Origin of the sequence: Salinivibrio sp. SS3 (assembly GCF_001722105.1) — a bacterium.
Lineage (GTDB): Bacteria > Pseudomonadota > Gammaproteobacteria > Enterobacterales > Vibrionaceae > Salinivibrio > Salinivibrio kushneri.
Genome location: NZ_MEBQ01000043.1, coordinates 84,610 through 97,407, shown reverse-complemented (window position 1 = coordinate 97,407; position 12,798 = coordinate 84,610). Strand labels below are relative to the sequence as shown.

The following is a 12,798-nucleotide window of genomic DNA, read 5'->3' as shown; positions in this document are numbered from 1 at the left end:
AATGGCAATTGACGTTTCATGCGCGAAGAGGGTTTTCTCTGCACACAGTTTGGGTATAGTCATCACAACGCAAGATACGAAGACAGAGTTATGAAACACATCGCGATAGTGGAAGATGACGCGGCGATCCGAGAAAACTACGCCGATGTTATTCGCCGCCAAGGTTACCAAGTCCATACCTACCAAGACCGGCCCAGCGCGCAGGCGGCCTTTGAGCGGCAATTGCCCGACCTAGCGATCATTGATATAGGCTTAGGCAATGAAATCGATGGGGGGTTTGCCCTTTGCCAATCCCTCCGCGCCTTGTCGGCGACGGTGCCGATTATATTCCTCACCGCGCGCGACAGTGATATTGATACCGTGGTTGGGTTGCGGATGGGCGCGGATGATTACCTCACCAAGGATGTGTCTTTGCCGCATTTAATGGCACGTATTGCCGCCTTGTTCCGTCGCTCAGACTTATTGGCACAAAGCCCGTCTAAAGCGGATAAGCGTCTCCAATGTGGCCCTCTTGACCTCGACCTGGACCGGATGCGGGTCTATTGGCATGACCAACTGATTGATCTCACCGTGACCGAATTTTGGATGGTACACGCCCTCGTCAAACGACCCGGGCATGTTAAAAGCCGTCAAGCGCTCATGGATGAAGCACATGCTGTGGTAGATGACAGCACTATCACCTCACACATTAAACGAATTCGTAAGAAATTCATGGTGGTTGATAAGCAGTTTGATTGCATCAGTACCGTTTATGGCATGGGCTACCGTTGGGATGAGGCCCCCGAATGATCGCGAAGTTACACCCGCTTGCGCGTCGCGTATGGCAACACCTGGCTGGGATCCGTACCAAAATAGTGGTGCTATCGAGCTTTTTGCTGCTGTTGCCCTATCTGGGGTACCAATATGTGTGGGAGATGGAAACCGTACTACGACAAGGGCAAGAGCAAACCTTGATGGGGACGGCACGCGCCTTTGCCATGGGGATGAATGACCGACCGGCGCTCTTTGCTTATCGGCAAACGCCCTCAAAGCTGGAACCAGGAAAGGATCTCCACGCTTTTCGTCTTAACCACCCCATCAGGTTGGATGGCGACTTGAGCGACTGGCACCCAGATCGCCATCATCAACGCCTTTACCAGCGTGATGGCCTGATTTTTAACCAAGTCCCCTACCACAGTGACCAATTGGCGTTATCAGTGCTCACCGGCAGCAATACCGATTCTGTTTATTTCGGTCTCAATGTCACCGATACGACGCCAACCCCAGCTCAGAAAAAGGGGGATATAACCAGCCAAGATCACTTGATTATCGCGCTCACATCCCCTCAAGGGGCGTTTTATCGCGTCGCGCTCAGCCAAGCCCGCAACAGCGATAATGCCCATATCACTCATCTCGCCAATGGGCTGCCTGAGCGGGCTGATGAGACCACGATGGAAGGCCCCGCTCAGCCCTTGCCCATCGCGGCACAATGGCAAGCGACAGAAAAAGGTTACAGCATTGAAGTGAAACTCCCTGCGAATTGGATTGGCCAGCAGCTGGCGCTTGCCTATTATGATCGCGGCAATGGTTTCGAGCGGCCTCTTAACGCCATCATCGGCAGTGCTTCAACGCGCTCTCCCACCACTCTGGGCAGCTTTATGATGCCCTCGGCCGCGATCCAGTCTCTGATTGAGCGAATGAATAACGACGCCTCGCGGGTTTGGGTCGTCGACAAACACAGTCGCGTGCTCGCCAAAGATGGCGATATTCAAACCTCCAATGGCGTTTGGCAGCCTCAGTCGCCTTCAGGCCAACCAGAGGGGTTGATCCCCTGGATAACCGACACACTACTGCGCCCCTGGTATGACCGCTTGCTCGTAACGCCACCCGATCACTTCATCGACGCCATGCAGCAAGCCTCTATTTACCAAGGCGTGCAGGCACAGCAAGCGTTGCAAGGACGGCCTTATGCGGGTTGGCGCAGCTCGGACGATAACCAAGCGATGATCTTATCGGCCGCCTATCCTATCTGGCTCGACGACCGTGTCGCCGGTGCGGTGATCGTCGAAGAGACCACCAACGGCATTCGCAGTTTACGTAATGAAGCATTGGAAACCCTGTTTTCCGTCATGCTGGCAGTGATTTGTACCGGAGTGCTGTTGCTGCTGTTATTTGGATCCCATATCGCCAAGCGCTTACGCCGCCTCCAACACGAGGCCGACCACGCTATCGATAGCCAAGGCCGAGTCACCGGCGCCATAACCACCACGCATAGCCATGACGAGATTGGCCGGCTGTCACGCACCATGGCCGACATGGTCAGCCGAATTGCCGGGTATAATCACTACTTGGAAGCCATGAGTTCGCGGTTATCCCACGAGCTACGCACGCCGATTGCCGTGGTGCGATCCTCGCTTGAGAACATGGCCTACACCCAGGAAAACCCAGAGCATTTAACCTACATTAATCGCGCGCAAGATGGGGTTCACCGCCTAGCGGGGATTTTATCGACGTTAACCGAGGCCACCCGCCTAGAGCAGAGCTTTGATAACGCTGACAAGGAGACAGTGGATCTCAATGCCCTGCTGGAAGGCTGTACCCAAGGCTACCAATTCGCTTACCCAGATAAGACCTTTACCTTAAGCCTGCCCCACCACACCGTAAAGGTATGCGGTGTCCCTGATTATCTCGCGCAATTACTCGACAAGCTTATCGCCAATGCCGTGGAGTTTGATAACGGCACCGCCCCCATTGCCTTATCGCTGTCACAAAATGCGCATCAGATCGCGATGACCGTCAGTAATCGCGGCCCATTGCTCCCCGAGCATATGCGCGAGCAACTCTTTAACTCTATGGTCAGTGTCCGCCCTGATGGTCAGAGCGCGGATAAGCCTCACCTTGGCTTAGGACTGTATATCGCACGGTTAATCGCCGACTTTCACCAAGCCGAGCTTGTCGCTGCCAACCGGCCACACGGAGATGGCGTGACGCTGTCACTTATATGGCCCAATACACAGTCAATCACACACTGATTGATCTTAAACAGATTGGCCCCAATACTGATTAACAATGCCCTATATTGATAAGGGACCGGTTTTTACGGGATCACTCATCGCGTGACAACCCCGAGCAAGGAGCCAATATGATTGAATTTTATTCTGCCGCGACACCTAACGGACAAAAAGTGGCGATTGCGTTAGAAGAAATGGAGCTGGATTATCAACTCCACAGCGTTGATCTCATGGCCAATGAGCAAAAACAGCCCGATTTTTTAGCCATCAACCCCAACGGTCGTATTCCCGCGATTGTCGATAGAGCCAATGGCGACTTTCCTGTCTTTGAGTCAGGGGCAATTTTACTTTATCTCGCCGAAAAAACGGGACAGTTCTTACCCAGCGATCCCAAGGCGCGCTCACAGACGATTCAGTGGCTGATGTTCCAAATGGGAGGCGTGGGGCCAATGATGGGGCAAGCCAATGTCTTCTATCGCTATTTCCCAGAGACGATCCCCGCCGCGATTGAACGCTATCAAAAAGAAGGCCGCCGCCTCCTTGAAGTGGTCGATAAGCAACTGCAACAGCACCCTTACTTGGCAGGAGATAGCTATACCATCGCTGATATGGCCACGTGGCCATGGGCGAGGATCCATGAATGGAGCGGTGTCGATGTTAGCGGATTAGACGCGCTACAAGCGTGGCTAGACAAACTCGCCGCGCGTCCTGCTTGTCAAAAAGCATTACTGACTCCCGCGCCTGATGAGGCAACGGACGATGAACGGGCCGAGCAGGTACGTGGCATGGTGACGCGATAGCAAACTCGCTATACTAACGCGTCATGTTCGAGTCAGACAGACAGCCTATCAGCTGTCTGTCTGCTAGTTTGGTCGTTTTGAGGAGGTCGCGTGTTAACACCTTGCATTGGTCACTGTCGGCGTGAAGAAGACATTTGCCTCGGTTGCAAGCGCACGCTTGACGAAATTGTTCGCTGGGGAAAAATGACGGACACTGAGCGCGAAACCATTATGTTAGAGCTGGAAAATCGACCAGACCCTTGCCCTACTGACCCGCCTCGCCGCTCACGAAACCCGTTCAAGCGCCGTACTGGCTGAAGGGGCAAGCGGTTTGCGATACTCGATAATCACCGTGCTGCCCTCATAATGCACGGCTTCAATCGCCCCATCGACGATCACTTTACTGGTCACGAGCACGTCTTGCTCGACCTGTTCGCGGTCGCGCAAGCTGGGGAGAATCTTGTTCGGTTCAACGCCCATCACCTGGCAAAACGCAAACACAAACCGGCTGTCAAGGACGGCATCGCCGTGAATGCACCGCGAAAAGCTAAGGTGGCTGATCTCAAGCTTTTTTGCCATTTCTATCTGGGTAATCCGAGCTTTCGCTTTATAAGACATCCATGTTTCGTACAAAGCCTGTCTGTCTTGATCATTAAACGTCATCACGGTGTCCACTGGCTATCGTTTTAAAGCCACTAGCCTAGCAACCCAGTACGCCACAATGTCAGCACGGGGTAAACGGCGAGTAAATCTTGCTGGAATCGTGCAGCTCGGTTAGGATCCAAAAGCCCTGATCAGATAAGAGATGTGCTATGGACGTCAACTTGGCGAATCTACCTGCCGACGAGAAACAAAAAATTGAACTCGATAAACAAGCTGCCTACGCCGTATGGAAGGTAGTGAATAACCAAGCGCCACAAACCCTTTACCAGCAGGGGGCCAGCGCCTTAGTCGATTGGCAGCGCGAGGTGTATCTCGCCAGTGTAGAAAAATACCGTGCACAACCTGACGCCTTTATCATCCCTGAGACCGCTTCCTCCGAATAAGGTTTTACCAGCACCTTCGCATCGGTGCTGGAACCTGTCAGTCAGCGTACGCCACACGGTTTTTATCGCCGACATCATTACGCCAAGCTTTCATACGTCTCAACCCCTCACCACTGTTTGGTTTTACCTTACTCGCTGCTGATAGGTGCTGAAAATAAAGCGCTTATATCAGTAAGCCTCTTACACGGCGTTTAAAACCCGAATCTTTGTCTTTATTGCCTAATAATTCCTTCATCAAAACAGCACCAAATTGTTATACACTTTTCATCTATCAACTAGCAAAAACCGCCCCCTCCCTCTATTGTTATTCTTATCAAAAATTTCTTTTTTTATTTGGCATAAAGGCAATATAAGCACTAATTTCAAATAAACGTTGGCTGGGTGACTCCTTGTTGGGCAACAAAAAACCGCATAAAAAAGCGGACAATACACGCACACCAAGCACAGGAAGCACCCTTACTTTTTAGACAGGCAAACACGTGCTCAGTAAGGGGTAATTGTCATGACCTTAGGGTTTAAATCTCGTATCATTTTTGGGGTAGGGCTGCTCGTCACGCTCTCTCTGGTGGTTCTCGGTTCGATCAATGCGATGTCATTACGTGACAAAATGGTCAGTGCCTTGGTCACCCAAACTCAAAATAAACTTGACCATCATGTTACCGCGTTAGAGCAGCTGGTGCAGTCTCAGCTCACTGCGGTAGAGCAAGGTGCCGGGCACTTCTCGAGAAATTTGACCGAGCCTGAGAATGTCGCACAAGTCCGTATGCTCGCGGACACCGCCGGTATTGCCAATGTGATCATGACCTACGAAAACGGTGCGTCGTACATGTCTAATCACAATGGTAATGGTGTGACCACCAATGAATATAACTTCCGAGACCGAGACTGGTACCGCACGGTTAAATCCGATCAGTCCATTCACTTGACTGACATTTACACGGACAAGGTCACCGGTGGAAAAGTGATCAGCGCCGTGGCACCAGTGTTTGAAAACGGCCAGTTTGTCGGCGCGCTGCTTGGTGATATTCCGTTAGAAGATGTCATCACGCAAGTCAGTGAGATGCGCTTTGCCGGTGGGGCCGCGACATTGACGGATCAAAACGCGGTGTTTTTTGCCAGTGATGACCCCAATGATATCGGTAAAACCCCCTCTCAAATTAGTCCTAACTTTTCACAAATGGAGAGCATGTTCCGCAGTAGCGAGCAAGGTCACCTCACGTTCCCCTATTTAGGCATTCAATTTGATGGCTATTTCCAGCGAGTCAACCTAACCGAAAACAGGTATTGGACCCTGATGGTTTTTGTTGACCAAGAAACCGCCCTGGCGGGAGTTCGCGATGCCCAATTCGAATCGATTGGCACCGGTGTTGTCCTCCTTATCGCCAGTCTGGGTGCCATTTATGCGATTATTCAGTTTTCGTATCGCCCCTTACTCAAACTCAAAGAAGCAGTATTGGATCTGTCGCGCGGCGAAGGGGATCTCACCGCTCGCCTTGACGTGAACGGCAATGATGATTTGGCGCAAATCAGTGACGGCTTCAACCGCTTTGTCGAGAACTTACAAGGCATGATATTGAGCGTCGCCGAGTCGAGTCAGGCGATCTCCGCCAATATCAGTCAGCTTTCCCAAACGACCAGCGAAAACGAATCTGTGCTCGACGCGCACTCCTCTGAAACCGAGCAAGTGGTCACCGCTATCACTCAAATGAGTGAGAGCGCGCGAAACATTGCAGAAAACGTTTCTCAGTCAAACAGCATCACCGCCTCAGCCAGTAAAGAGGCCAACCAGTCACTCAAAGTGGTTGATAACGCTGTCGTCACGGTCAGTGCACTGGTTGATGAAGTAGAAGAAATGTCTGGCCGAATCACCAGCATGAACAAAGATGCGAACCGGATTAGTGACGTGCTGACGGTAATTGGCGAAATTTCCGAACAAACTAATTTGCTGGCGCTCAACGCGGCCATTGAAGCGGCGCGCGCTGGCGAGCAAGGCCGAGGTTTTGCGGTGGTTGCCGATGAAGTGCGAGCCCTCGCCGCTCGCACGCAAAGCAGCACCACGGAAATTTCCGAAATGCTTACCGCGTTACTCGATGGCACCTCGAGTGTGGTCGAAGCCATGGAGAAAACCAAAGAGCAGTGTCAGACCACGGCAGACAAAACCTCAGAAGTGTCCAACAGCTTGACCATCATGAGCTCATCTGTCACCGAAATCGACGATGTGAGCACCCAAATCGCCACGGCCACCGAGCAACAAAGCTCTGTCGCCGAAGAGCTGAGCAAAAACATGCTGTCGATTCGGGATATGGTGAATAAGCTGGTAGACAGTGGCAATCAAACCACCGCGGCCACCAAGTCGCTGACTCACTCGAACGAAGAGTTAGACCGCATGGTTCACAACTTTAAATTGCAATAAGTCAGCAAAGCCCTGTAGCTCAGCGGGATTGGCGTTGCAAGGCCGCGGCGCCATATCCCGTACCAAGCAAAACTCGGCTCAGCACGACACAAGCCGACTATGGCTGACGTTCACCCGATTAGGCAGTACATGACTGCCTGCTTCCTATTGGCGAGGGTTGTACCTATGTCTCGTTCTTTTCCAACACACGCGTTAACCACGACGTTTGCCCAACAATACCAAACCATTCGCCAACACTTTTTCGATCGTGACCCTGATCGCTGGCCCGTCTATCGGACGCCAGAGCTGGCTCATTGGTTGGAGAGCGGCATGCATCCTGTTGTGGCCGACACGGCGAATCCATTGAGCCAACAAACGCATGTTCCCGAACAAAGTGACATTAGCGCCACGATACTGCCTCATCTGGCACGGCAAGCCGCCACCTACTCCAAAGATTGGACATCTCCTCGTGCGGTGGAAAACGTGATCACCGCTCCCTGCGATCCGGCGATACATGGGGCTCTCCTTGCTACCATGGCGAACCCCAATCTCGTGTATAGCGAATACGCGGGAATGTCTGTGGAGCTAGAAAAAACACTCGTGCGCCAAGTCGCTAATTTGATTGGCTATGATCCTGACCAAGCAACAGGAATTGTTACCCAAGGCGGGACGTTCGGCAATTTGTACGGTTACTTGATGGGACTGAGAAAGCAGTTCCCGCTATCAGGCCAGCGGGGGTTGCAAGGACAAGATTTTCGCATGATTAACTCACTCGCCGGCCACTATTCAAATATGACTAACCTCGGTTTACTGGGCATAGATATCCCCAACCAGGTATTGCGTATTAAAGTGGATGCCAACAACCGACTTGATCTGGACGATTTTGCCTACTCGCTCAACCATTGTTTAGCCGAGAAGATACCGGTGCCTACCATTTTGCTGACCTTTGGTACCACAGATACCTTCGCGATTGACGACATTGAGCGCGTGTATCAAATCACGACGCAAGCCTGTCAGCGCTTTGACACGTCCGTAAAACCACATATCCATGTTGATGCGGCAGTGGGCTGGCCATTAGTGATGTTCAATGATTATGATTTCGCCGCCAACCCCATCGGGATCAACGCTGCGACATTGAACAAACTTCAAGCATTAATACCACGCATCCGCGGGCTACGCTTTGCCGATTCCATCACTATCGACTTTCAAAAGTGGGGGTTCGTGCCCTATACCGCCAGCCTGGTAATGTTCAAACAACACACAGACATGGAGCATCTCAAGCAAGATCCGCATTACTTTTCTTATTTTGAAAGCAGCAAAACACAACAAACCCATCTACAGTCGACAATAGAATGCTCGCGTGGCGCCGCAGGGGCTTATGGCAGTTATTGCGCCCTCAATATGCTGGGTAAACGCGGCTATCAAACCATGATTGCGCATAGCTTGCAAAATGCCGAGTATTTAAAAGCACACCTAGACGCACTCCCCCATTGCAAGGTCGTCGCTGGTGATAACTTGGGGCCGACGGTCGCGTTTCGCCTCTATCAACCCTCCCCGACACTGGATGTGAATGCGATGTTCCAACAAGAACAAACCTTACATCAAGTCGGGGCGCGCATTGACAGCATTACCCAACATAGCTTATTCCACCGTCAGCATTTTCTTGCCCGACAAGGCAAAAAGCTACAAACCAATTGGGTCGAGTCCATTGCACACACAGAGTTTGACCCCAACGGTCAATGCCTGTTTATTCCCGGTGAGAAAGCCGTTTTTTTAAATCCGTACACGCGTTACACACATATTGATGAGTTTGTCGCTTCGATATGCACCGAATACACAGAACAGTTGGTCTAGTTACCAACGCCAAAAGTGCGGCATAAACAGCGCCAATACGGTGAAATACTCCAAACGCCCTAGGATCATGGCAATATTTAGGATCCAAATGCCCGTATCTGTCACTGGCTGGAAGTTACTGCCTACTTCACCAAAACCTGGCCCAAGCACATTGATACAAGCGACCACGGCAGTAAATGCCGACCAAAAATCGAGCCCGGTCATCATCATTAATAGGGTAAACACACCGGTAGTCAGCGCTGCCAGCGACATAAATGCCATCACCGCTTGAGTCACATCGTTCGAGACCACCTTGTCTTGATAACGAATCGGGATCACGGCCGAGGGGTGTACCAGTTGGTGTAATTGACGACGAATGATTTTAAAAGTGACAATATCACGGATCATTTTGTTGCCGCCGGCAGTCGACCCCGAGCAGCCGCCAAGATAGGCACAAAACACCAAAAATAAGGCGGTTGCCGCTGGCCACGAGCTAAGATCCGCGGCCCCAAACCCGGTACTGGTAATAAAAGAGACCACATGGAACGCCGCAAAGCTTAGTGATACCCAGAGCGATTCATAACGAGCTTCACCATAAAGGTAAAAACCCAGCACTAGGGAGAGACACGCCACCACAATCAAAAATACCCGTGACTCTTCATCATCGATATACAGTTTTAAACCGCGCCAACCGATACGGAAAATACGAAAATGCAAACCAAAATTGATCGCGCCCAGCAGCATAAACACATTAGAAATCATTAAAATAAGGTGGCTTTGAAAATACCACATGCTGGCATCGTGGGTAGAAAACCCACCGGTTGAGACAGTAGAAAAGCTATGGGCAATCGCATCATATGCACTCATGCCAGCCATGTAATAGGCCAGCGCACATACAAGGGTGATCACCACATATACCCCCCACAAATAGTGCGCCGTTTTTGAGATTCGGGGGGAGAGTTTTTCGTCTTTGATTGGCCCGGGCGTTTCCGCTTTTAATAGCCGCATGCCACCCACGTTGAGCATTGGCAATACCGCGACCACGAAGATCACCACGCCAAGCCCCCCCATCCATTGCAAAAATTGGCGGTAGAGCAAGAACGAAGCAGGCATATTGTCCAAGCCACTTAAAATGGTGGCCCCTGCCGTACTCAAGGCACTGATCGACTCAAACGTGGCATCAGTAAAGTTAACCCCAGTGACCAACTCTATCGGAATACCACCCAGCAACCCCACCAATATCCAGGTCAGCGTCGAAAACAGTAACGCATCGCGAAAGGTGACCTGATTGAGTTTGCTTTGCCGAAAAAGCCACGAGATGGCCAATGATGAAATCATCATTAGCAAGGAAGGGTAAAAGAAGTCAGTTGAGACACCATCGCGGAAAATAAAAAGCGATAAGAGTCCAAAAAAAAATTGGACAACACCCATCCATAAAATAGGCATGCCAAGCAGACGCAGGGTATTTTTAAAGTTAATCATGACAGAGGCAACTCATCATTAACACGCTCGTGGTTTATCGATCCATCGCCACCACGCGTAGCGACAAACAGTGGCGTGACGCTTATCACCTCACCGTTTAACTATATCGGTCTTATTCCTGAATGTCATGGTGGATTAAAGACCTCATATCTACGTCGTTAATACCCTGCATACAAGGCATTACATCGCAGACACGTTACAAAAAAGCCGGGCTTCACTGCCCGGCTTCCTAATTTTACTGTGCTTGACGACGTTCGCCGCGCGCAGGGCCACCACGACGCTCGTTGCCGCGGTCACGGTTGAAACGACGTTCGCCACGGCCACGCTCATTACGGCCACGACCGCCACCATTGCGGTCACCACCACGACGCTCGCGCATGATCTGACCTTCAACACGCTGTGCGTTGGTTTCTTTTTGGCGAATGCGCAGTTTTTGCAACTGTGCAAACACGTCTTTCGGCATGGTTTTCGGCAGCTGTACAAACGTATGTGCCGGGGCCAGCTTGATTGCGCCAATGTTTTGCTTGTTTAATCCAAGCTCATTAGCAATCGCGCCCACGATATCTTTAACCTGAACACCTTGCTCACGACCCACGTCCAATTGGTACGTATCCCAATCAGCTGGGTTGGTGTCACGACGGTCAGTGCCATTTTGACGATCGTCACGACGACGTTCGCGGCGTTGTTTCTCACGCTCCATCGCCGCAATCATCGGGTCTGGGCCCTTGTAGAACAATGGACGCTTGCCTTGCTGGCGTTGTAGCAACATCGCTGCCAAAGTGGTTGCATCCACGTCGATATCGTTTTGCAGTTGCTCAATCAGCTCAACGAAAGGTGCCATGGCATCGCCATCTTTCTTTTCAGCTAACTCGCCGGCTAGTTGAGCGACACGTGCTTCCGCCACTTTATCGCGGTTTGGCAGCTGAATTTCTTCCATCTTGGTCTGCGTGACACGCTCAACCGTGCGCAGCATGCGCATTTGGTTCGGACGCACCAACAGAATCGCTTTACCCGCGCGGCCAGCACGGCCAGTACGACCAATACGGTGAATGTAAGACTCCGCATCAAACGGAATATCATAGTTAAATACGTGAGTGATGCGCGGTACATCAAGGCCACGTGCCACGACGTCAGTCGCGACCAAAATATCAATCACGCCACGCTTTAAGTGATCAACCGTGCGCTCACGCAGTGACTGTGGGATATCCCCGTGCAGTGCCGCCGCTTTGAAGCCACGCGCTGACAACCAGTCAGCAAGACGCTCGGTGTCTTGGCGGGTGCGCACAAATACGATAGATGCATCAGTGTCTTGCGTTTCTAGCAGACGGCTCATCGCTTCGTCTTTTTCAACACCTTTAACCACCCAGAACTGTTGCTCAACCTTCTCAACCGTACGGTTGCTACCCGCGACGTCGATACGCGCCGGCTCACGCAAGAAGCGATCAACGATTTGTTTAACGATAGGCGGCATGGTTGCCGAGAACAGAATGCGCTGAGCACTCTCCGGCGCTTGCTCCATGATCCAGGTAACATCGTCCACAAAGCCCATCTTGAGCATTTCATCCGCTTCGTCGAGGATAAAGGTATGCACTTCGTCGAGTTTCAAGCGATCGCGGTTGATCAAGTCTTTCACACGTCCTGGCGTACCGACCACGATGTGCGCGCCGCTTTTCAGCGCTTTCATTTGGTCAACAATGGACGCACCGCCGTAAATCTCAAGGACTTTTAAGCCTTTGATGTTTTGTGCCAGCGTCTTCATTTCCGCCGCGACTTGGATGGCAAGCTCACGCGTTGGTGCCATAACGATAGCTTGTGGCTTACGCTGGGTTAAGTCGACTTTGTTCAACAGCGGCAGCGAGAATGCAGCGGTTTTACCCGTACCGGTTTGTGCTTTACCGAGCGCATCACGGCCTTCGAGGAGTACAGGGATAGAAGCGGCTTGGATAGGTGTGGGGGTTTCAAAGCCCATTGAGTCAAGCGCAGACAAAAGGGTGTCGGCCAGATCTAACTGGCGAAATTTGGTTACAGATTCTTGCATTGGGATCCCAATCTATAGAGTGTAGCGAAACGGGGCCCCTCAAGCGTTCTGCTCAACCATGCAACACTGTCTGTCATACAGTGTCAGTCACCAGCGCCATGGGCCTCGGTCATTAAGGATGTGCATTCTGCGCTATTTACACTAAAAAAGCCAGAAAAAGTTGAACAAGTTCACAAAATTTGCGGCATGTGAGCAGGTTTATAGCAATTTGTACATAGAGGCAACAAAGGTCACGGTA

10 protein-coding genes are annotated in these 12,798 nt (G+C 51.4%); 7 read left to right on the top strand and 3 right to left on the bottom strand.

What is annotated here, in order from left to right; translation table 11 throughout:
• Positions 1–90 precede the first annotated feature (90 nt).
• From pdsR to BGL48_RS16630, 4 genes are all read left to right on the top strand, one after another.
• Entirely contained in the window at positions 91–789 is a 699-nt protein-coding gene (pdsR, locus tag BGL48_RS12290) for a proteobacterial dedicated sortase system response regulator (RefSeq protein WP_069362909.1), read from the top strand.
• Positions 786–3,011, top strand: coding sequence for a proteobacterial dedicated sortase system histidine kinase (gene pdsS, locus BGL48_RS12285; RefSeq protein WP_069362908.1), 2,226 nt, complete (start codon positions 786–788; stop codon positions 3,009–3,011). The genes pdsR and pdsS overlap by 4 nt, the downstream gene beginning before the upstream one ends.
• A gap of 110 nt (positions 3,012–3,121) precedes the next feature.
• Entirely contained in the window at positions 3,122–3,790 is a 669-nt protein-coding gene (locus tag BGL48_RS12280; RefSeq protein ID WP_069362907.1) for a glutathione S-transferase family protein, read from the top strand.
• A gap of 90 nt (positions 3,791–3,880) precedes the next feature.
• Positions 3,881–4,087 carry a DUF1289 domain-containing protein gene (locus tag BGL48_RS16630; protein WP_077457855.1) on the top strand — a complete coding sequence of 69 codons (207 nt, stop codon included), beginning with the start codon at positions 3,881–3,883 and terminating at the stop codon, positions 4,085–4,087.
• On the opposite strand, the gene BGL48_RS12275 is transcribed toward BGL48_RS16630, so the two are convergent.
• Entirely contained in the window at positions 4,055–4,432 is a 378-nt protein-coding gene (locus BGL48_RS12275) for a hypothetical protein (protein WP_069363147.1), read from the bottom strand. The genes BGL48_RS16630 and BGL48_RS12275 overlap by 33 nt on opposite strands.
• Positions 4,433–4,581: 149 nt before the next feature.
• Here BGL48_RS12275 and BGL48_RS12270 point away from each other — a divergent pair, with 149 nt between their 5' ends.
• The 3 genes from BGL48_RS12270 (at position 4,582) to BGL48_RS12260 (ending at position 9,061) form a co-directional block, all read left to right on the top strand.
• The gene (locus tag BGL48_RS12270) at positions 4,582–4,815 is read left to right on the top strand and encodes a DUF3283 family protein (protein ID WP_069362906.1); all 234 of its coding nucleotides are present in this window, start codon (positions 4,582–4,584) and stop codon (positions 4,813–4,815) included.
• Between the two features lie 502 nt (positions 4,816–5,317).
• The gene (locus BGL48_RS12265) at positions 5,318–7,228 is read left to right on the top strand and encodes a methyl-accepting chemotaxis protein (protein ID WP_069362905.1); all 1,911 of its coding nucleotides are present in this window, start codon (positions 5,318–5,320) and stop codon (positions 7,226–7,228) included.
• Positions 7,229–7,393: 165 nt separating this feature from the next.
• Complete coding sequence (locus BGL48_RS12260) at positions 7,394–9,061, top strand: pyridoxal phosphate-dependent decarboxylase family protein (RefSeq protein ID WP_069362904.1); 1,668 nt, start codon at positions 7,394–7,396, stop codon at positions 9,059–9,061.
• Here BGL48_RS12260 and BGL48_RS12255 read toward each other — a convergent pair whose 3' ends face one another.
• Both BGL48_RS12255 and BGL48_RS12250 read right to left on the bottom strand, forming a co-directional pair.
• On the bottom strand, positions 9,062–10,522 hold the full coding sequence (locus BGL48_RS12255) for a TrkH family potassium uptake protein (protein WP_069362903.1): 1,461 nt from the start codon (positions 10,520–10,522) through the stop codon (positions 9,062–9,064).
• Positions 10,523–10,757: 235 nt separating this feature from the next.
• A complete protein-coding gene (locus tag BGL48_RS12250) occupies positions 10,758–12,560 on the bottom strand; it encodes a DEAD/DEAH box helicase (protein WP_069362902.1) in 1,803 nt (600 codons plus the stop codon).
• Between the last annotated feature and the right edge of the window lie 238 nt (positions 12,561–12,798).